This is a genomic window from Chitinophaga pinensis DSM 2588 (assembly GCF_000024005.1).
GTDB lineage: Bacteria > Bacteroidota > Bacteroidia > Chitinophagales > Chitinophagaceae > Chitinophaga > Chitinophaga pinensis.
On sequence record NC_013132.1, the window covers coordinates 4,256,063 to 4,279,123 of the forward strand.

Annotated in this window: 14 protein-coding genes; 12 read left to right on the forward strand and 2 right to left on the reverse strand. The window is 46.9% G+C overall.

Annotation, left to right across the window (positions count from 1 at the left end; genetic code table 11):
- Positions 1-7: 7 nt before the first annotated feature.
- The 11 genes from CPIN_RS16960 to CPIN_RS17010 all read left to right on the forward strand — a co-directional run bounded on the left by CPIN_RS16960 (position 8) and on the right by CPIN_RS17010 (position 17,384).
- Positions 8-1,672 (forward strand): cyclic peptide export ABC transporter, encoded by a 1,665-nt coding sequence (locus tag CPIN_RS16960; RefSeq protein WP_012791063.1) that lies wholly within the window; start codon positions 8-10, stop codon positions 1,670-1,672.
- A gap of 5 nt (positions 1,673-1,677) precedes the next feature.
- The gene (locus tag CPIN_RS16965) at positions 1,678-2,364 is read left to right on the forward strand and encodes a thioesterase II family protein (RefSeq protein ID WP_012791064.1); all 687 of its coding nucleotides are present in this window, start codon (positions 1,678-1,680) and stop codon (positions 2,362-2,364) included.
- 10 nt (positions 2,365-2,374) lie between these two features.
- Complete coding sequence (locus CPIN_RS16970; protein WP_012791065.1) at positions 2,375-3,982, forward strand: MBL fold metallo-hydrolase; 1,608 nt, start codon at positions 2,375-2,377, stop codon at positions 3,980-3,982.
- Positions 3,983-3,997: 15 nt separating this feature from the next.
- Positions 3,998-4,657: a 4'-phosphopantetheinyl transferase family protein gene (locus CPIN_RS16975; RefSeq protein WP_012791066.1), complete on the forward strand. Its 660-nt coding sequence runs from the start codon at positions 3,998-4,000 to the stop codon at positions 4,655-4,657.
- A gap of 107 nt (positions 4,658-4,764) precedes the next feature.
- The gene (locus CPIN_RS16980; RefSeq protein ID WP_044218951.1) at positions 4,765-7,224 is read left to right on the forward strand and encodes a TonB-dependent receptor; all 2,460 of its coding nucleotides are present in this window, start codon (positions 4,765-4,767) and stop codon (positions 7,222-7,224) included.
- Between the two features lie 110 nt (positions 7,225-7,334).
- Positions 7,335-9,839, forward strand: a complete 2,505-nt coding sequence (locus CPIN_RS16985) for a M1 family aminopeptidase (RefSeq protein WP_012791068.1) — start codon at positions 7,335-7,337, stop codon at positions 9,837-9,839.
- A gap of 31 nt (positions 9,840-9,870) precedes the next feature.
- Positions 9,871-11,625, forward strand: coding sequence for a carbamoyltransferase family protein (locus CPIN_RS16990; RefSeq protein WP_012791069.1), 1,755 nt, complete (start codon positions 9,871-9,873; stop codon positions 11,623-11,625).
- A 14-nt stretch (positions 11,626-11,639) separates the two neighbouring features.
- Positions 11,640-13,823, forward strand: a complete 2,184-nt coding sequence (locus CPIN_RS16995; RefSeq protein ID WP_012791070.1) for an SGNH/GDSL hydrolase family protein — start codon at positions 11,640-11,642, stop codon at positions 13,821-13,823.
- Positions 13,824-14,531: 708 nt separating this feature from the next.
- Entirely contained in the window at positions 14,532-15,947 is a 1,416-nt protein-coding gene (locus CPIN_RS17000; protein WP_012791071.1) for a DHA2 family efflux MFS transporter permease subunit, read from the forward strand.
- Between the two features lie 126 nt (positions 15,948-16,073).
- Complete coding sequence (locus tag CPIN_RS17005; protein ID WP_044218957.1) at positions 16,074-16,619, forward strand: hypothetical protein; 546 nt, start codon at positions 16,074-16,076, stop codon at positions 16,617-16,619.
- A 45-nt stretch (positions 16,620-16,664) separates the two neighbouring features.
- Positions 16,665-17,384 carry a YgaP-like transmembrane domain gene (locus tag CPIN_RS17010; RefSeq protein ID WP_012791073.1) on the forward strand — a complete coding sequence of 240 codons (720 nt, stop codon included), beginning with the start codon at positions 16,665-16,667 and terminating at the stop codon, positions 17,382-17,384.
- A gap of 127 nt (positions 17,385-17,511) precedes the next feature.
- Here CPIN_RS17010 and CPIN_RS17015 read toward each other — a convergent pair whose 3' ends face one another.
- Together CPIN_RS17015 and CPIN_RS17020 are read right to left on the reverse strand one after the other, a co-directional pair.
- The gene (locus tag CPIN_RS17015; RefSeq protein ID WP_012791074.1) at positions 17,512-19,209 is read right to left on the reverse strand and encodes a ribonucleoside-diphosphate reductase subunit alpha; all 1,698 of its coding nucleotides are present in this window, start codon (positions 19,207-19,209) and stop codon (positions 17,512-17,514) included.
- 41 nt (positions 19,210-19,250) lie between these two features.
- Positions 19,251-20,225, reverse strand: coding sequence for a ribonucleotide-diphosphate reductase subunit beta (locus tag CPIN_RS17020; protein ID WP_012791075.1), 975 nt, complete (start codon positions 20,223-20,225; stop codon positions 19,251-19,253).
- Between the two features lie 395 nt (positions 20,226-20,620).
- Between CPIN_RS17020 and CPIN_RS17025 the strand changes: the two genes are divergently transcribed.
- Positions 20,621-23,050: an ABC transporter permease gene (locus CPIN_RS17025; protein ID WP_012791076.1), complete on the forward strand. Its 2,430-nt coding sequence runs from the start codon at positions 20,621-20,623 to the stop codon at positions 23,048-23,050.
- The last annotated feature ends 11 nt before the right edge of the window (positions 23,051-23,061 follow it).

A 23,061-nucleotide genomic window follows, 5' to 3' on the forward strand; every position in this document is an offset into this window, starting at 1 on the left:
GTTTATCATGAACCTTATTAGATTACTGAAGTATAAATCAGGCAGTTTTTTTGTCATGATCGCTTTGCTGGGAATTGTAAATAGCCTGGTATATGGCAGCATCATGGTGTTCATAAACAATGTTATCGCCGGTGTGGGGCTGCCCTTCATAGCAGCCCCGCAAAGCTGGATATACGCCGGATTATTGGTAGTATCATTCCTGTTGAATAAAACCTTCCAGACTTACATCGCAAGATTGACAAACAGTATCGTGTTTGAATATGAGTCCGGGGTTATCGATAAACTCAGGGTATCTACCTTTGAGTCTTTCGAAAAGCTAGGCGCGCAAAGAGTGTACACCGCCATACAGGACACCCGCCTGTTGGCACAGGTGCCCTCTAACTTCGTGAATGCCGTCAATTCTGTCGTCATCATTTTATGCGGCCTGTCCTACATGTTCTGGCTGTCCTGGAAAGCAGGAGCGATGATCCTGTGCTTTATGGGATTGCTGCTCGCCTTTTATCTGCTCCGCAACAACTCCATAGAGAAGCAGTTAAACGAGGTACGCGACCTGCAGAATGATTATCACCGCTATCTGCGTGACTTCCTCAACGGCTTCCGGGAAATAAAAATGAGTCTGAACAGAAACAATAGTATCTATGATCGCTATATCAAACGCACGCTGCAGGGTAGTAAAGAACTAAATGACCGTACGGCTGTACGTTATCTCGTCAACGAACTGACAGGTAACTATAGCTGGTACATCGTACTCGGATTGATACTGTTTGTCATGCCGCAGGTATTAAGCATTCCAACAGCCCGTGTGACGGCCTTTGTGTTTACCATTCTTTACATTATGGGGCCGCTTGCTACACTTATATCTTCGGTACCTTTCTTTACCCGCCTGAAGATAGCAGTCGAAAGGATCGACGGACTGGAAAAAGAAATAGACACTTATCCGCAGTATAATCTGGAAGAACAATCCATTGAATTGTCCCGCGACTTTACAGATCTCGAATTCAGCAATGCGGTGTATGAATACAAAGACGCTGCCGGCAAAAAACTTTTCGCTGCCGGTCCGTTTAACATCTCCATCAAAAAAGGAGAGATCATATTCGTAACTGGAGGGAACGGTAGTGGTAAAAGCACCTTTATTAATCTGCTGACGGGTATCTATATGCCAACACAAGGTTCCCTACGCTATAATGGAGAAGCGCTTGTCATGAATAGCTACCCGCATTACAGTGACCGTCTGTCATCCATCTTTACCGGTGTTTACCTCTTCAACGAAAATTACGACGGTTTTGACCTGGATGAAAATAACCCCGTCTTACAGAAATATCTGGCCATGATGGAGCTGCAGGATGTTGTACGGTTCGACGCACAAAAGAAATCCATAGACAATAAGTTGTCTATGGGTCAACGTAAACGACTCGCCCTGATCTACGCATTGATGGAAAACAGGGATGTGATGGTGCTGGATGAATGGGCTGCCGAACAGGATCCGCACTTCAGAGCATACTTCTACGAACAGATCATCCCAGTATTAAAACAAATGAATAAAACAGTCATCGCCGTCACCCATGATGATAAATACTACGGACAGGCAGACCGCATTCTGCACTTCGATTTTGGTAAAGTAGCCAAAGATGTGAAACTCCAACATGCAAAACAACCCGAACTCGTAAAATAAATGCCATGAATATTTTTTCGATTCCCTTTGCAGGAGGCAGCGTCTATTCCCTGAAACCCTTCGAAATCTATATGAACGAAGGTGTGTGCTGGATACCCCTCGAGCCGCCCGGCAGGGGAAGGCGGATAAGAGAACCCCTGATCAGAGACCTGCAGCTGATGGCTTCGGATATTTTCAATCAGATCAGGTCCGACTTAACAACTCCTTACGCTTTTTATGGACATAGTATGGGAGCCCTGCTCGCCTACCTGGTCACGCGGATGGCACTCGATGCGGATCTGCCACCACCAACCAGGTTGTTCCTGTCAGGTTGTGGCGCCCCCGCCAGTAAGTCAAAACTACCTGGCAGACATAAGCTACCCAAAACGGAATTCTGGAAGGCTTTGAAAGACCTGGGTGGTAGTCCGGATGAAATATTGCAGAACGAAGACCTGCAACACTATTTCGAGCCGATTCTCCGCGCCGATTTTGAGGCGATCGAAAAATATCACTATCAGCAAACAACACCCTTCGACATACCAGTTACCGTCATTATAGGATATGATGAATTTGTTACCCGCGAAGAAGCCGAACAATGGCAGATGGAAACGCTGGCGCCCATTGATGTTATATCCTATCCAGGTAATCATTTCTTCATCTTCGACCGTGCATTTGATATTGCACGCCTGATCAAAAAAACGCTAAACGTTTAATAAATTAACTATGAACAACAGGCCGTTATACCTCAAGCCCAATGTAGTGTTGGAACCGCTTTACTTTCAGTGGTACGCCTGGTCGCACCTGATCTCTCCGGCAACGGGCGCTATGAACATCGTAGGCAGGCACCTTAAAATTATGGACTCCTATGTACAGGCGCCTGCCATCCATGCAGCAGCAGCAAAGAACCCGAAATTGCTGGGTGGCCCATTTATGGATTATGCGACCAACCGCGTAGAAGAGATCAGACAACTACGTGAAGGAACAAAGCAGAAAGGCGCCTTACAGCTGGAATTCACCGCCGCCGTCAAAGAACTGGACGCTTTGCTGAAACAATACGATAAAGGTGTCTCGCTTGAGCCTTTATATGAAAAAGTACCCGACATCCTGAAAGGATACGTCGAACTGGTATATGACCTGAATAATAATCCTTCTTTCCGCCTGATAGAAGCATTACTCTACAAAAGCCCTATATATGATGAAAGCCTCCAGAGCATCTCCATGTGGATCACGGAAAATGATGAAAGACCCTTTGTACTCAGTACACCCCGGTTAGAAGAACCCAATGTACTGAACCTGGAAATCCCTTTCCGTCATCCCTTTATCGATGCGGTGTCCCGCATGAAGAGAGAGCCTTCTACCATGGAAGAACTGATGGAAACCGTTGACTTTGACATCAGTGATCCTGCATTGTTCGCCTCTTTCTTTACTGAAGAAGCACCGGTCCCTTACGAACCTTATGAAGGCGACAGGATCCGGATGCGTTACTTCGGCCATGCCTGTATCCTGGTGGAAACTAAAAACACCTCCATCCTGGTCGATCCGCTTGTCGCTTACTACGGATACCAGCATGAAGTAGACCGGTTTTCTGATGTGGATCTGCCCGATGAAATCGACTACGTGCTGATCACACACAACCACCAGGATCACATCCTCTTCGAAACATTATTGCCTTTACGGCATAAGATTAAAAACCTGGTGATCCCTAAAACAACTTCCGGATCACTGCAGGATCCCTGTCTCAAACTGATGTTTAAAGAAATCGGATTTAAAAACGTCATTGAGATCGGTAACCTGGACGATATCACACTGGGCGACTGCACCATCACCGGCATCCCTTTCATTGGTGAACATTGCGATCTGAACATCAACACCAAGAGTTGCTATCACGTAAAAACAGATGGTTTCTCCGTGCTTTTCTGTGCAGACTCCTGCAATGTGGAACCCCGCCTGTACCAGCATGTACAGAAAGTGATCGGTAACGTCGATGTGCTCTTCCTCGGAATGGAATGTGATGGCGCCCCGCTGACCTGGTTGTACGGACCACTACTCACAGAAGAACTGTCCCGCGAGAAAGACTTCTCCCGACGATTGGCAGGTTCTGATTACCAGCGTGGTATAGACCTGGTAAAAGCCCTCTCGCCGGCTGAAGTATATGTTTACGCAATGGGGCTGGAGCCATGGCTTGAATTTATCAGCAGTATCCGTTACGATGAACGGGCTAACCCGATCGTAGCATCCAACAGATTGATCGCTGAATGCCTCAAAGAAGGCATTGTAGCCGAGCGACTGTTCGGAGAAAAAGAACTGCTCTATGAATCTGTATTGGTTTAACCTGAATCTTTTTTTATGGTGTACGTTTATTACTGTGAAAACAGCCCGCTGCCAGAGGCCATTTACAAGGCCTGGTTGTGTCTGATGCCCGGTCAGTTTGTGAACCGGTTGAGCAGGCTGGTGCACCGGCACGATGCACAGGCAAGCCTGCTGGGGCGCATGTTGTTGCTGTATGCGTTACGGCAACTGGGGTACGGACATTTGTCACTGAATGACATCAGGTTCTCCTCTTATCAGCGGCCCTTTTTTGAAAATACAAACCTCGATTTTAACATCTCTCACTCCGGTGACTATGTCATCTGCGCCCTCGCAGAACATAACAGGATAGGGATCGATATAGAGGCCGTAAAGCCGGTATGCCTGGACGACTTTGAAAGCATGTTCTCAGAAAAGGAACTGGAAGCCATCTACCGCTATCCCGGACTGGAACAGGATGCTTTTTATACGCTCTGGACACAGAAGGAAGCCCTGGTAAAAGCCGAAGGCTCAGGACTTAATTTTCCGGTGAAAGACATTCTTGTCCAGAATGGCTGTGCGGATCTCGCCGGGCATATCTGGCACCTCTATGACCTCGTCCTGATGGATGGGTACAAAGTGCATCTGGCGATGCAAGTCCCGGAAAGTGAAACAATTAGAGTCAAACCCTTATGTACGGAGGATATCATTGCATCCTGACCCCCGGTTTTGGTACTTAAAAAATGCCGGTTGGTGTAACAGTTTTTAACCCATCTTTTCTGCAGATTAAGTTTGGGAAACAATCATTACCTCAAATAGCAATTATTATGCAGATTTTCTATAATGTAAAGACGCCGTTTTGGTTGCTGTCATGCCTGCTCCTGATGTTCTCAGGTAGCATGTATGCACAGCAACCGGCAGCCGGAAACGGGCTGAAAGGACGACTATCCGGCACCGGCGGTACAGCATTAGAGTTTGCCACCGTCAGCCTGCTCAAGGCATCTGATACGAGTCTGGTAAAGACAGTGGTGAGCGATGCCAGCGGTGTTTTCGATTTAGGTAACATTCCGGACGGCAGCTACGTCCTGCACGTTTCCCTGGTAGGATACAAGACAGTCCGGAAGCCGGTAGAACTGAACGCGTCCGCCGGTCCGCCGGATCTCGGTAATCTCTCCATGGAGCAGAATGTCAGCAACATCAAAGAAGTCGTCGTTGCCGGCAAAAGACCACTGATAGAACGTAAGCTGGATAAAACAGTCATGAACATTGAAAATAGCCTCCTGGCTACCGGTAGTACCGCACTGGAACTACTGCAACTCGCGCCGGGTGTGACGATCTCCAATAATGATAAAGTCCAGCTGTACGGTAAAAGCAGTCCGCTGATCATGATCGATGGCAAACCCACATATCTGTCTGCCGCACAGGTCAGCAACCTGCTGAAAAGTATGCCTTCCAACACAATCGCGACGATAGAGATCATCAGCCAGCCAGGCGCTAAATACGACGCCGCAGGTACGGGTGGGGTGATCAATATCAGAACGAAACAAAACGGTAGCGCAGGCTTTAACGGTACCGTAACGGGTGGTTTTGGTTACGGTCGCAGGGAAAAATACAGGGGTGGCCTTACGCTTAATTACAAGAAGAATAAGGTCAACCTGAGTGGTGACTACACGTATTCCTTCAACCACTCTGTCAGATACCTGGATATTGACAGGGATGTCAGACAAGACGCTACCAGCACGTTCTTCGGCAGGTCCGGTGAAACCCACAATGAACTGGGCACCCACACCTACAAGGCCGGCATCGTTTATAACATCAACCCTTCTCATGCCATCGGTTTGCAGGTAATGGGGTATGCCAACGATCAGCGCACAAATGCGGACAACAAAACAGATATCCGCAGCGAAAAGCTGAAAGTAGACTCTATGATGACCGCCAACGCAAAAGAAAAATCAGGTTTCAATAACATCGGTGGTAACCTTAACTACCGAGGTAAATTGGATACGCTGGGAAGAGAATTAGGCATAGACGTCGATTATTCCCGCTTCCGTAATAACATTAACAGAAACTTCGTCAATACCCTGTATGACAGTCAGGGGATTAATATCGGAGATCCTGATTATGTCCGAAACTATTTTCCGACTACCGTAAAAGTCTTTGCTGCCAAAACGGACCTGGTATTTCCATTGGCCAAACAGGCAAAGATTGAAGCGGGTCTCAAAACAAGTTTCGTATCTACTGACAATGACGCCCGCTTTGACTCCCTGCTCAGTGGTGAATGGGTCGTATCTAAATCGCAGACGAACCACTTCATCTACAAAGAGAATATCAATGCCGGTTACCTGAACTTCAGTAAAAAATGGAACAAGACCAGTCTGCAGGCCGGTCTGCGTGTGGAACAAACCAACTCTGACGGTAATTCCGTTACCCTGAATACCCGCACAGAGCGTTCCTACACCAACCTGTTCCCAAGTCTGTTCCTGAGCCGTAAACTGGCGAAAGACCATGACCTGATGGTATCTTACAGTAAACGTATAGAAAGACCCAGCTACCAGGATTTGAACCCCTTCCGGTTTTATGACGACCGCTATACTTACCGCGAAGGCAATCCTTACTTAAAGCCCGCTTATACGCATTCATTCGAAGCAACTTATTCATGGAGAAATGAAATAACTTTTGTCGCACGCTATGGTCTTACAAAAGATGTGATAGCCGAAGACATTCAGCAGGAAGCAGGCAGCAATGCCACCAGGTCTTTCCTGCGCAATCTTCAAAAATTACGTACAATATCAGGGAGTCTTTCTTATTCAAAAGATATCACAGACTGGTGGTCCACAGATAATACAGTAACTTTCAACCGTAGCCAGTACATCGATGATAACGCCGGTAACTATCGCAACTTCGATAACTACGACGTCAATATCAACATCTATCAGTCTTTTAAACTCACTAAAAACCTCTTCCTGGACGTAGGCGGTTTCTATCTTTCCCCATGGCTGTATGGCTTCATAAAAGCAGAAGCGCAATACAAACTGGATGTAGGACTGAAACAGAATGTCCTGAACAAAAAAGGCAGTATACGTCTGCGGGTAAGCGACGTATTCAACACGAACCGTTTCAAAGGAAAAGCGATCTACAACAATGTGGATGTAGCCATCCTGAACCGCTTTGAATCCCGTGTAGCCTGGCTGACCTTCACTTACATGTTTGGAAATACGAAACTGAAAGTTGCAAAACGTGGAGATAGTACGAAAGAAGAAAAAGACCGCGTGAAAAAAGAAAACTAGTCAACAGGTAAGTAAGTCAACAATTTGTTACCCCCGTCTTTTTTAATACTCCCGGAAGTACCCCGACAGGCTTCCGGGATCCCCCTTTCTCTTTATTAAAACATCTTTTTATGGGTCTGTTAACTAATGTGTGCCGTAGCGCAGTGATAGCTGCCTGCCTACAGGTATACCGGCTGTCTGCTGCCGCATTTCCGGCAGACGCCCCTCCGGAGTATGCCCGCCTGGTGCATACAAAACTGGATATATCGTTCGATTATCCGCAGCACCTCGTACATGGAAAAGCCTGGATCACCTTGCAGGCAGCCCTGCCCCGGCAGGATTCCCTGATACTGGATGCCAAAAGCATGGACGTGACAGCCGTCACCTTGCAAAAAGGTAAAGAAAGCCTGCCTTTGCCGTATAAGTCGACCGGCGCACAATTGCTGATAAAGCTGGACAAACCATACAGCAAAGGCGAACAGTACACGGTACACATTGCATACACCGCTAAACCTGATGCATTGTCTGGCGGTCTTGCTGGTCCGGTACAGACCACAAAAGGGATTTACTTTATTCCCGCAGGAAAAGACAATGAAGGTCCTTTGTTCCAGGTATGGACACAGGGCGAAACCTCCGGCGCTTCTTCCTGGTTTCCCACCATCGATAAACCGGATCAGCGCAGCACATCAGAGATCAGTATCACTGTACCGGCCAAATACCGCTCCCTGTCCAATGGCGTCTTAAAAGGACAACTGGAGCAGCCAAACGGTAACCGTACAGATACCTGGTCAATGACATCGCCACATGCGCCTTATCTGTTTATGCTGGCAGTAGGAAAATTCGAAGTCGTCCATGACACCTGGAACGGACTGCCGGTAGATTACTACATGGAACCGGAATACAGTGCCTACGCAAAACAGATCTTTGGCGCTACGCCGAAGATGCTCAGTTTCTTCTCTGAAAAACTGGGCTACAAATACCCCTGGCCCGGGTACGCACAGATCGTCGTGAAGGATTATTTCTCCGGTGGTATGGAAAATACAACCGCAACCCTTTTCGGCGATCTGCTGCGCAGGAATCCAAGGGCCCTGCTGGGAGATGAAGACGCAAAATGGATTATTCCGCATGAGCTTTTTCATCAATGGTTCGGTGACCTCGTTACCTGCGAAGAATGGTCGCAACTCGCCTTAAATGAATCCTTCGCCAACTTCGGCGAAGTACTCTGGGGCGAATACGCCTTCGGCAAAGACGCGGCGCACCACCATTCATACGAAATGATGTTAAAGTATTTCCAGCAGCAGAAAGAAGGACACGATCATCCCCTGATATATAAAACATACAAAGATGAAACAGAGCTGTTTGACGCTGTCACCTATGAAAAAGGAGGCAACATACTTAGTATGTTACGTGACCTCGTTGGAGAAGATAAATTTTTTGCCGCCCTGCGGAGCTATCTGTCTGAAAATGCTTTCAAAGCCGTGGATGCAGAAGACCTGCGGACAGCATTCGAAAAAGCCAGCGGTAGCGACCTGAAATGGTTCTGGGATCAATGGTTCTATCGCGACGGTTTCCCGGTACTGGATATCTCCTACGAATACAATGATGCCGCCGGCACTGTAGCCATAAAGATCGCACAGCAACAAAAAGGCGACATCTTTATCCTTCCCCTGAAAGTGGACCTCTACACAAATGGTAAACGTACCACACAAGACATAAAGGTAGATAGCCGCACACAGGTATTCACCCTTTCTTATCCTGATAAAAACACCAGACCTGCACTGGTAAACGTCGATGCAGGTAAACAACTGATCTGTAAGAAAACTGACAAAAAAACGCTTGAAACATTCATTTACCAGTATAAATACGCCGGTAATTACCTGGATAGAAGAGAAGCCCTCAAAGCCTGTGTACAGGCCCAGGATACCAGCGTACTGGCTCGTGCATTTCTGCGGACAGCCCTCCATGATACCAACGACGGACTCCGGAAAATTGCTGTACAATACACAGACCTTGAAAACGGAGACACGCGTAAAACATACGCCGGTATCATCGACAGCCTTGCACGATATGATACGGAACCACTGGTACGCCAGGCCGCTGTAAAAGCCTTACGCAGCCTGAAAGATCCTGCTTACAAAGACCTTTTTGTACAGTCGCTGAAAGACTCCTCTTATAATGTAGTCGCTTCCGCACTGATAGGACTGAATAAGCTGGATAAACAACTGGCAGCACAACAGCTGACACCCTTCCTGGAGGATAACGAAATGGCCAGTACGATATTGGATATCTACCTGGGCAACGAAGATCCTAAGGATAATCAGTCTTTTCTATCCATTGTATCCAGACAGCGGGATCGCCAGAAACAGGACTACCTGGTGAAATACCTGCGCTACCTGGCTACGCTGAATGATGTGGACGCGATTGACTACGGACTGAAACAGTTCCAGCAGATCGCAGCTTCCATTGACGATCAGCTGATGGATAAAAAAGGTATGCTGGGCAACCTCGAACTACTGGCCGGATTCAAAATGGATCTGCTGAAAAAAACAGCCGGTAAAAAAGAACGCTCTTCCCTGGAAAAGCAGGTAGCCAGCATACAACAAACCATTCATGACTTTTCCCTTAATATGGATTGACCCTTTTAAAACTATTACAAATTCTAGTCTTATGGCATTGAATATAATCGGCATTTCAGCCCTCTATCATGACTCTGCTTGTTGCCTCGTGCAGGATGGCAAGCTGAAATATGCAGCAGAAGAAGAAAGATTTTCAAGACTCAAGGCAGATGACGCAATTCCACGGATGGCGCTGAAATATTGCCTGAAAGAAGCAGGTATCGGTATTAATGATATTGATTGCATTGCATTTTACGAAGACCCCACAAAGAAACTGGGGCGTCAGTTATGGAGCGGTATCTGGAACCGCTCAGATGTATTACGTAAGAAGTTCCGTCCGGGTTGGGTAGAACAGGAGATCCGTGATATACTCGGGTATGAAGGCCGGATCGAGTTTTTTGACCATCACCTGTCTCACGCCGCCAGCAGTTATCACTACTCCGGTTTTGATAACGCAGCCATCCTTACAGTAGATGGCGTAGGAGAGTGGGCCACGACCACTTACGGCACAGGTAACGGATCCAATATCGACCTCTGGGAAGAAGTCAGCTATCCACACTCCCTCGGATTATTATACAGCACAATCACCAACTTCCTCGGTTTCGAAGTAAACGAAGGCGAGTACAAAGTAATGGGACTTGCGCCATATGGTAAACCTACTTACGTGAACCAGGTACGTCAGCTGATTAAAATGCTCGGCGATGGTAAATATGAACTGAACCTGGAATACTTCGACTTCCTCGAAGAAAGCCGCATGTTCACCGACCGCTTTGCTGACTTATTCGGCAAACCAGCCAGGGTACGCGGTGTATCTGTCGATCAGGAACATATGGACATTGCCCGCAGCTTGCAGGTAGTGCTGGAAGAAATACTGATCAACAAAGCAGAATACCTCTACCGTAAAACAGGTAGCGAGAACCTTTGTATGGCAGGTGGCGTTGCGCTGAACTGCGTAGCCAATGGTAAAATCATTAAAAACACCCCCTTCAAAAATCTCTTCGTACAGCCTGCGGCCAATGATGCAGGTGGTGCATTGGGCGCTGCCAGCCTGGCTTATACCAGGATCAGCGGAGAACCCATGACACCTGGTAAACTGGGCCACGTATATCTCGGTCCACGTTATGAAGCCAGTCATGTTCGAAAAGTACTGGAATCTACTTCACTTCGCTACCACAGCTTCGAAGGTGACCAGGAAACACTGGTGAAAGAAACTGCCGCCCGTATCGCAGAAGGGAAGGTAATCGGCTGGTTCCATGGCAGAATGGAATTTGGTCCGCGTTCCCTGGGCGCCAGATCGATCCTCGCTGATCCAAGGGATACCGAAATGCGTGATAAGATCAACGCAATGGTGAAGAAAAGGGAAGGCTTCCGGCCTTTTGCTCCTGCGGCACTCGACAGTGAATACAAGAAACATTTTGATATCGATCATGAATCTCCTTTCATGCTGGAAACCTGCCAGGTGATCTCCCCCCTGGATCTGCCGGCCATCACACACGTAGATGGTTCCGCCAGGTTACAGACAGTGACGCGCAACAGCAATCCGCGTTTCCATCATTTACTGGAAGCCTTTAATGAGCTGACGGGCTGTCCCATCCTCCTCAACACTTCGTTCAACGTAAAAGGAGAACCGATCGTCTGCTCACCCGAAGATGCGATCAACTGTTTCATCAGCACCAACATCGATGTACTGGTGGTGGAAGACTTTATTATCGATCGCGCAGAAAATGAGCTGGGAATCCTCGAATGGATTTCCGGCGTCATGACAACCAAATATGCATCACAGCGTAACACTTATACTTTCATCTAAGCAACAACAGTTTTATGAGCAATATAATAGCATCCCAGCAAGAACAGGCAAACCAGCTTGCCTCTCTGTTATATAAAAATGCAGGTCCTGCGTTTTCCGGCGAAATCAATTCACTGGCGACGTCGTTAGGTATTGAGCAATTGCCCGGTACAGAGGATCTCACCGCTTTACCAACTGTCGCTGCGCAGACAGATGATCTTATCAGCAATACTTTACCTGAACGTGTCGGTATCTGGACACTGGGTAAAGAAGATGGGGTAGAGTTGTATACCCGTGATGTAAACGCACGTATGGACTGGTGGCTGTGGGCAAAGAACCATCAGTTCTCTCCACAGCCATCAGCCGGTAAAAAACGGGTGATCCTCTTAGGTGAATCTGTCGCCAGAGGATATCTCTACGATCCGTTCTACACCGTCGCACACGAATTGGAAGCGTTATTAAATCTCGCTGCTCCCGGTACACTCGATACGGAAGTACTGGACCTGGCAAGAACTGACCTTTCTCTCCCGATATTAAGAGGGCTGCTGCCCGAAGCCCTGGCCTTAAAACCAGCGGCAGTGGTGATCTTTGCTGGTAATAACTGGCTGCACACGATGAAGGATACCGTGTCCCCGGCGGACTACCAGGAACTGTGCCGCCTGCAGGACAAAGGACTGTTATCCGATGTACGCGCATTATTGGAAACCCGCTTCCGTGATATGGTGAAAGGGTTCCTGACATACGCGCATACATTATCAGCACAAACGGGTATCCCGATTACATTCGTCATTCCTGAGTTTAACCTGGGGGACTGGAACAGCAATCCGCAGGAGAAAAATGCAACACGTCTGACCGGCTCCGGTGCTGCTAAATGGGCGGCATTGGTAGAAAACGGAGAAGAAGCATTGCTGGCCAATAACTATGAACTCCTGGAAAATGTATCCTCCCGGATGACCGCCCTCGACATGACACACCCCCTGGGCTATGAATGGAAAGCCATTTGCCGCAAAGCAGCGGGCGACTGGCAGGCAGCGCGTAGTCTGATGGAAAGTGCACGTGACACCGCCATCTATGGCCGTGCAGAAAGCAAACCACGCTGCTTCCGCATCATCAGAGACACCATCCTGAAAGAAGCACCTGCATTGGGTATTACCGTAGTAGATCTTCCGGCAGTGTTCACTAAACTAATCCCGGACGCACTGCCAGGACTCGAGGTCTTCCTTGACTATTGTCACCTGACAGTAGAGGGCATTAAATTATCTATGAAGCCTACTGCCGAAACCGTAGCAGGTATTCTGTTGGGAACGCCTGTGAAGGTAAATAACGACAGCGGACTGTATCCTGATGATGAAGTACGCGCAGTCGCACACATAGCAGCCGCCGTACACAATGCACACTACGGCCAGGCCGCGCCGGTCCTGCAATACCATTGCCAGGAAGCCGCAGCAGCTACTGATCAGGCCAAAGACGTGATGCGGAACTTTATTGACTTCTCTTCCCGCCGCCTGCAAAACGCGCTCTGTAAAACACACGAAGAGCTGGTTGAAAGCGGCATCTTCACACAGTACGAAGGTGGTCTCGGATTCATACATGAACGTCGCCGCAAATTGCTGGATATCGCATTAGTAGATGCTATGACACCGCTTGCGTCTACAGCTGGTGAAAGTCTGGCCGACGATATCCTGGCATTACGTATTGCACAGCATACACCAGCTCCCGGTAAAACGATCGACCTGCTGGAAAAATGTTATTCAACCACCAGTTATGACGTCTTTAACGTGGAATTGCCTGAAGTAAATTATTATCAGGCACGTCACCATCGCTCTGATTTCACCTTCATTGCAGATGGCAGTATCGGCTTTACGGCTTCATTAATAGCCAGAGCGCCTGGTACCAACCAGGAAATAAGGGTACTGCTGAATGGGGCGCCGCTATCGACCCTCCAGCTGGAAGATAAATGGACGACATTCAACCTGGATATCACAGACGCTGCCTTACTCCGTAAAGGCGTCAATACGCTGTCTGTTCGCTGGCCTGCGCCGGAATGGTACAGAAAGACTGATCCGGCAACTGTACAGACGCCAGCCGAATTCTTAGATTTTATGTATCCTGTATGGGGTGAAATATATGTATTCGAATTACTTAGCAATAAAGAAAAGGGGCAATTGTCAGACCATAGCGTGCCCGGGCGAGTGGAGGCGTCATTATTGTCGGTATGATGCTTTCACCCATAAATACCCCGGCACTTTAATTTTGACCGGTTTTTGAAATGCAAAGGCTTTATGAAGAAATTCATAAAGCCTTTTTTGTTTATGGTCGTTGCTGTTACTGTTTAGATGTATGTTAGCCGGCAGTAGTATTACTATGAAGCCGCCGTTGTGTCACTCCCTTGTACGTCTTCTTTTCTATTATGGGTCGATAAAATCTGCTTTGTTGTCTCTGATGAATGTTGTCAATAGTTGCATGATGTTTTCTTCAATTGAAAAAAAATACAAATAAACTAATTTATATTTCTTGTTATATGTTTTTCTATCTCACTTACATCTGTAAATTTGATCTTTCTTGCCAGTCCTCTCCAAACTTCCTCACCAGCTTTGTCTTCTTCCAATCAAACGTGACTGCATAGTCATAATCGCATTTCTGATTGTGGAACCCAGAGGACATTTTTTGCAAAAAAAACAACTACACCGTCTTAAATATTTCTCATTGCCCCTGTCCTCATCAACAGGAACATATTTTGCTTCTCATAACTCACAGATACGTCTTACGTCCCGGAGACAACGCTTCCAGGCTGTAAAAGAACAATAGAATTGAGGAAAATGACAACAGGTTTCAACCGGTATGATCTATAAAAGGGTACCTTAGCAATGAGGTGCCCTTATTTAATGCTCTGGTACTGTTGTGTGCGGCTCCAAAAACTTTCCCTTATGTTAAGATACAAGAAATATGTCCTGGCGACACTGATGATAGGCACTTCCATGGCAGCAATCGACAGCAGTATTGTAAACGTCTCTCTTCCGGTGATACAGCGTCAGTTCGATGTGGGCCTGGATGATGTCTCCCTCGTCATTACAGCTTATATGATCACTTTCCTGCTGTTTATCCCGCTGACCAACTGGTTGAAGAACAGGGTAGGGTACTATCACCTGTATATGGCAAGTATCATCGTATTTGTGCTGGGTTCGGCTTTGTGCAGCATCGCAGGAAGTATTGATATGCTGGTATGGTCGAGGGTAATACAAGCTGTCGGGGGTGGTTCTATTGCGCCTGTTTCACTGGCGATTCTCTCGGAGAGTTTTCCCCAAGATGAACGGGGTAGTGCAATAGGATGGTGGGGAATCGGCAATGTAATGGGACCAGCACTAGGACCGACACTCGGCGGTGTATTAACGGAATATCTTGGCTGGCAGGCAATCTTCTACGTCAACATACCCATAGGTATCATCGCGATCCTGATGAACATGCGCTACCTGAATTTTCTGAAATCACGTAAACGTTATAGCGAACCTTTTGACTTTAAAGGATATTTCCTCTTTATCTGTTTCATTATATTACTCCAATTCACGCTGACCAGTACAAGTGATAAATTCGGTTTCACCTCCTGGCAGTTTATCTCGGGTGTCCTGCTGACGGTCTTATCACTATGGTTGTTCATCCGTTCTTCCCGAAAGCCCTCCGCATTACTGGATCTCTCCGTATTCCGCGTTGCGGCTTTCAATCGTGCCTTTATCATCGTCGCCCTGCGTTCACTGGCCCTGTTTGGCGGGATGTTTTTCCTTCCCTTTCTCCTACAGGGATATCTGAAATATACAGAAATTCAAAGTGCGCTCCTGATATTACCTAATGCGCTTGTTATGCTGCTGACAAGACCGCTGGCAGGTAAAATGGCAGATGCCGGAGAGATCAGGAATATCTCCGTATTTGGTATTGTACTGGTGTCCGCATCTTTCTTCCTCTTTGCGCAGATCAATACGGGAACGCCCGTCTGGTTTATTGTCTTATCCATGATTGTACGCGGGTTGGGGATCAGTTTCCTGATAGCGCCGGTTTCAACAGCGATGTTAAACGCTGTAAGCCCGTCACAGACAGCCACCGCCACATCCTTAAACAGCCTGATGTTACAGTTAGGAGGCTCCGTCGGTATTGCAATCAGCGGTTCCATGCATACTTACATCAATGATCACTACCTGGCTAAAGGATACGATACAATGCTGGCAGAACACTATGCATTGAGGGATGGATTTCTTTTTACGGCCGTATTGATGCTGGTGACTTTAATCCCGGCGTTCAAACTACCGCACAAGGTAGAGCGGGAACTGAAGCACAAGGAAGCATTGGGATAACATACAGTGAGTATCAGTATCTACACTATTGTGTCGCATCGACGCATTTTAGCCGACTGCGGTGAAATATTCCCCCCGTGTTTGCCACTGGTATGATTTTGCCTGTTATTAGGGAAAAGGTAGTGTATGATGAACCCGATATTTGAAAGGAAACACTGGATGGAATACCTGGCGTATGGCTTTGTGGGCGCTTTGTTCTATTGCGTACTGCTGGTCGTCCATTTAAAGGAAGGCAATTATCAGAGTTTGTATCTTCTTTATATAGGAAATGCGGCGTTTGGGGTAGCAATTCTCGCTTATAACTTCAAACTGATATACAAACCATATGAGAAGAAACGAACTGTCTCCATGCTGATCGCAGCGCATCTTACAACGATAATAGGTACCGTACTTTCCATCATTTTTGCGGCGGTACTACTGGCCGCATTCTATCCGGATATCTTGTCATCTACTCCGGATACGCTCGCCCCGGAAAATGCCCCTCCCCAGATACAGGAAAGACCGGCAGGCTGGCTCATAATGCTTGTTATGAACGCCCTGGTACTCAATTTCAGCGTAGGATCATTTATTTCAATCGTTTCATCTTATGCAGGCAAGATCAATCAGACAAAAGACAAGCCTGCTCATCTCAATAACAGAATATCCGATAGACCAGTGACCAATAAAGCGTAAACTATTTACGCAACAATCTTTTGTTAAAACCATAAAAACATTGTTATGAATGAAAATTCTTCAACAGGTAATAAGCCGGCCGTAAATGTCAATAATACAGAGCGCATCATCTCTGCCGTAACCGGCGGTTTTCTGCTCCTCAATGCCATTACCGGTAAAAATGCCCGCTTGCTGAAAGCTGGTGCTGGAGCATTTCTTTTATACCGTGCGGTGACCGGCAACTGTCCGGTATATAGCGCCATGAGAAAAAAGCGACTGCCAGATCCTGCTAAAAATGTGAATGTGCGGGTTGCACTCACTGTCGGCCGCCCCCGCAACGAAGTCTATGCCTTCTGGAGGAAGCTGGAAAACCTGCCGCTTTTTATGAAACATCTTCAATCTGTCACCGATCTGGGAGGAGGACGTTATCATTGGGAAGCTGATATTCCTGGATTGCCTGCGCCTATCAATTGGGATGCAGAAATCATCAAAGAAGAAGAAGGCACACTCCTTGGCTGGAACGCACTTCCCGGCGCCGATATCGATAACGCCGGTAAAGTAACTTTTGCTGATGCTGGAGAAAAAAGCACCGAATTACAGATTGTAATTACCTACAGGGCGCCACTTGGGCCCGCAGGCAGAGGACTGGCAAAATTGCTGACGCCGTTATTCGAATCAATGATAAAAGAGGAGCTCCGTAATTTCAAAAAGTATATTGAAACCAGCGGAATAGAACCTGTCAACGAAGACACTTCCGGCGCCGGACCAATATTATATGTAGATTAGTCTCAGCTGTGTAAGCAGACAGCATCTTAATAAACATATTCTTTAGCGTAACAGATACTGTAAAACAAATCGGGGGCACATGTCAATGCGCCCCCGATTTATTTATATTACTGTGAAGTATGATTGCTTATCCTTCGCAGCTCTTACATGTCACCAGACTGTTCACCAGCTCTTTAGACACGCTCTGACTACGTTGGTAGTATAATGTCTTCACACCTAATTTCCATGCCTCAATCAGCAGTCTGTTCACCTCTTTCACCGGCAGGTTGGAAGGAATGTTCAGGTTCAGACTCTGTGCCTGGTCAACATGCGTCTGACGGATAGCGGCCTGCTGAACAATCTCCAGCTGACTGATCTCCTTGAAGGTCTTGAACACATCTTTTTCATGTTCTGTCAACTCCTCCAGATGCTGTACGCTACCGTGGTTCAGCATGATGCTGCGCCAGGTGTCTTCGTTGTCGATACCTTTCTGCTCCAGCAGGGCTTTCAGGTATTTGTTTTTACGCATGAAGTTGCCCTTGGACAAACCCGCTTTGAAATAGTTGCTGCTGAATGGCTCAATACCAGGAGAAGTCTGACCCAGTATCGCAGAAGAAGAAGTAGTAGGAGCAATCGCCATCAGCGTGGTGTTCCTGCGGCCATAGCCTTTCAGTACTTCCGGCTCTCCATAGATCCATGCCAGTTCTTTGGTCGCTTTTTCAGCTTTATCTCTGATATCTTTGAAGATGATAGAGGTCAGTTGTTTTGCCTGCATACCTTCAAAAGCAATCATATTTTTCTGCAGATAAGAATGCCATCCCAGTACGCCCAGACCTAATGCACGGTGACGTTTTGCAAAACGGTTCGCCGCCGCCAGGAAGTGATTGCCTTCTGTTTTAACGATAAACTCCTGCAATACGGCATCCAGGAAGAAAGTAGCCAGTTTAACGGCATCTGTATCTTTCCACTCGTCGTATAATTCAAGGTTCATGGAAGAGAGACAGCATATGAAAGACTCATCTTCCGTAGACGGCAGCATGATCTCAGAACAGAGGTTGCTGGCGTTGATAGCCAGGTTAAGGTCTTTATATACCTGTGGTTTGTTACGGTTGACGTTGTCGGTGAAGAACAGGTAAGGCAGCCCTTTCTGCTGACGGCTTTCCAGCACTTTCGCCCAGATCTCACGTTTCTCCATATCACCATCGATCATATCCTGCATCCAGTAGTCAGGTACACATACACCATAGAAGAGGTTCTGGATCGGGTGACCGATATCCTTGATGGATAAGAACTCCTGGATATCATCATGGTCGATATCCATATAGGCAGCAAATGCGCCACGACGTACACCACCCTGAGAGATCGTATCCATAGCAGTATCGAACAGACGCATGAAGCTCACCGCTCCACTGCTCTTACCATTATCTGTTACTGCGCTACCACGGGCACGCAGTCCGCCGAAATAAGCAGAAGTACCTCCACCTATCTTGGTCTGCATGATCACTTCACCCAGCTTATGTGTAATTCCTTCAATATTATCCGGAATATGCACATTGAAGCAGGAAATCGGCAATCCACGCTCTGTACCCATATTGGCCCAGATAGGAGAGCTGAGGCTCATCCAGCCTCGTTCGATCATCTCAACAAATGCTTCTTTCAGTTCCGGTTTATAGAGACGCTGTGCAGCAGCGGTACAAATCCTGTCAATTGCCCCTTCAACTGTTTCCCCTTTTAACAGATATCCTCTGTTCAGGATCTGTTCACTCTCTGAATTCTTCCACCACAACTTAGGCATTTCGTATTGTTCCGTCACACCTGTTAGCTGTGCTAATTCTGTTATCGCCATGACAAATGTTTTTTTCCGTTTTAATGATTCAATAAATGAGATTAGAAAAGGTCAAGCGCAGAAATGCTCTTGTCGTGTTTTGTGTAATCCACTGGGCGTTTTGCAAAGAAATCATCCAGGCTATTGGCAAACACCTCTTCTTCAAACCACAGCATAGGTTTGTTGTCCTCTGTACTGATATTGAACAGTGCAGGCAGATTGATCTTTTTCAGACTGTCATCCGCACGGTATTTCATGAAGTTTACCAGGTGCTCTTTGCTCACCGTATCGATCTTACCCTCAGAGAAGATCCAGTCCAGGATATTGCTTTCTACTTCAATAGACTCTTTCACCAGGTTGCTCACCCTTGTGATAGTGGCTTCGTCAAACATTTCCGGATATTCTTCTCTGATCTTGTTGATCAGGTAGATACCAGCGTTTGCATGGATCTGTTCGTCTACTGAAGTCCAGGCGATGATGTTGCTCACATTCTTCATCAGCCCTTTGAAACGGGTGAATGACAGGATGATGGCAAACTGGCTGAACAGACTCACGTTCTCAATCAGGATCGAGAACAAAATGAGTGAAATGGTATATTCTCTCGTATCAGTCGATTTTGCGTTGCTCAGGGCATCGGATAAATATTCGATACGCTGGCGGATAACCGGTACTTCCACCAGTTTTTCAAACTGGCTGTTGTAACCCAGTACCTCTACCAGACGGGAGTAAGCTTCTGAGTGACGGAATTCACATTCTGCAAAGGTGGAACCCAGTCCGTTCATCTCCGGTTTTGGCAGATGATTGTACAGGTTACCCCAGAATGACTTAACCGCTACTTCAATCTGGGCGATAGCCAGCAGACTGTTCCTGACTGCTGTTCTTTCAGCCGGATTCAGGTGGGAATGGAAGTCCTGCGTGTCTGCCGTGAAATCAACCTCTGCATGTACCCAGAATGACTTATTGATCGCTTCGGTAAACTGTAACACTTCCGGATACTCAAATGGCTTATACTGTAATCTCTTATCAAAAATTCCCATACCTTCTATTTATTTAGCGTTAAAGTCTGATTGGTGTGCCAGCCGTTGAGGGACAATGTACATCCTCAATAAGGCAATGCAGTGCGGCATTCGCATGACGTATATAAACTACTTTTCATATGCTGCCAGAATACAAAAGTGAAGTAGCGAACGGTTTTTTCAAAAAAAAGGAACTAACACATGTGGAAAACTATTAGCGCAAATAATAAAAGTCATACTGGTAGGCACTTATTGACCCTCAGACCGGGAAATGCCCCGCTTTCCGTTCGAAAATGAACAATTTTTGTACCGAAAGTGGACACATTTTGGCTTGTTTGCTATGTTAACTAATTAATTTATAACAAATTAAATATGCGGCATTAAATTCGTATCCGCATCTCCCAAATGTCCCCCTCATGATCCGCAACTACCTGAAAATTGCCTTCCGCAACCTCCTTAGAAACAAAACCTTCAGTGTTATCAACATCGTTGGTTTGTCAGTAGGTACGGTTTGCTGCCTGTATATTATCCTGTATGTCACCGGACAGTACAGTTACGATCAGCAGCACCTCCATGCAGCTGATATCTACAGGATCAATTCCAGGATAACGGTCGAAGGTGTATTCCACGACAATGCCACCAGTTCTCCTCCAATCGCCCCGGCCATGAAAAACGATTTTCCGGAAGTAGAGGAATATACGCGGGTCGTGCCGACGGTCAATCTTGGGGCAGCGCAACACCTGCTGACCCATCAGGAAGAAAGTATATATGAGCGAAATGCCGTGTATGCAGATTCCACCTTTTTCAACGTGTTCAACTTCCATTTTATATACGGCACTCCCCGGAATGCACTCGCCGATCCTTATACGGTCGTACTCATGAAGAATACCGCAGAGAAATTATTTGGCAACAGCGATCCGGTTGGTAAGACAATAGAAATGTCTAATGCTTATGGTAAAAATAGTTTCCGGGTAACCGGCGTAGTAGACGAACGCCTGGGGAAATCGCATTTAAAGGCGAATATCTTCATGGCGATGAACAGCGGGGGAATGGGTGCCTATACGAAAGAAAACAATTCCTGGGCAGCCTATAACTATGTAGCCGCCTATGTCAAATTGCGACCCGGAACAGATGTCGCCTCACTGGAAGGAAAACTGCCAACCTTCCTGACACAATACGGCGCACAACAGCTAAAAGACCATGGTATGAAAAAGGAGCTGCACCTGCAACAACTGGGCAGCATACATACCACAAAAGGCTATGACAACGAACTGACACCTCCCAACGACCGCTCCTTCCTGAATAGATTACTACTGATCGCCATATTGATACAGGTGATGGCCTGTATCAACTTCATGAACCTGAGTACGGCAAGGGCGTCTAAACGTGCAAAAGAAGTTGGCATCAGAAAAGTGATCGGCGCCAGAATCAATCACATCGTCAGTCAGTTCCTGGGAGAAGCCCTGCTCTTATCCGTATTAGCCATATTAGTGTCCATCCCTTTACTGGCCATCCTGCTGCCAGTATTGAACCGGCTGACAGATGCAGATATTAACATCTTCAGTTTAATGAGCTATCGCTTTGCTTTCCTGCTCCTGGCTTTTATATTCATTACCGGTCTGCTGGCAGGCAGTTATCCGGCCTTCTATCTTTCTGCTTTCAGACCAATCAGTGTCCTGAAGGGCAATTTCAGCAGCCGACTGTCCTCCGCGGGCATACGCCGTTTATTGATCGTCTTCCAGTTTTCATTGTCAATCGTCTTCGTCTCTGGTATCATCATCATTGCCCGTCAGCTGAATTACTTAAAACAGATGGATATAGGTTTTGATCGCAATCAGAAATTGGTATTCAATTTTCACACCGATGAAGAGAAAACAAGACTCAATGCATTCATGAGCGATCTGCGCCAGCTGACCGGTGTAAAAACCGTCAGTCAGGCCGACAATTACCCTAGCCAGAAGATCAGCCATGACTGGCCTTATTTCCTGGAAGCCGCAGGGGCTGTGATAGGGAAGGATGTACAGTTTATCTTTTCTGACGAAAACTATATAAAAGCATTAGGGGTTAAAATGCTTAGCGGAAGAGATTTCAGGGCGGGCGATTCCGGAAAGGTGGTGATCAATGAAACTTTTGCAAAGGCGCTTGGTCTGACTGCCCTGAACGCACCCGGCAGAAGATTATATCCACAGCATGATGCTGACGAACCAGTCATATTCGCAGAGATCATCGGCGTCATGAAAGACTATAACAATAACTCCCTCCACGATGAAGTACAGCCGCTGATGCTGCGTTACAATCCTGAAAACGCCACCAATAACATCATCGCTGCCGCTGATACCAAAGACTATCAGCAACTACTCAAAAACATCAATAACGTCTGGCGACGACATTTCCCGCAAACGCCTTTTGCCTACACCTTCCTTGATGAAGATGTACAGCAACAATACGAAGCGGAAGTCACGCTCTCCAATATCATCAATGCCTTCACCCTGATCGCCATCTTCATCTGTTGTCTGGGCCTGTTCGGACTGTCCGCATTTATGGCTGAACAACGAAAAAAGGAGATAGGCATCCGCAAAGTACTCGGCGCCAATCTCCTTATATTGGTAACACTCTTATCAAAAGATTTCCTGAAACTGGCAGGTATCGCCCTTGTTGTCGCCATACCGGTCGCCTGGTGGGCACTCGATAAATGGCTGCAAACTTTTGCCTACCGCATCACACCTGGCTGGTGGGAATTTGCCCTGGCCGGTTTTGTCGTGATGCTGATCGCGCTTAGCACCGTCAGCATACAAGCTATCAGATCAGCTGTCGCTAATCCGGTAAAAAGTCTGAAAGCAGAGTAGAAGCCCGTTTT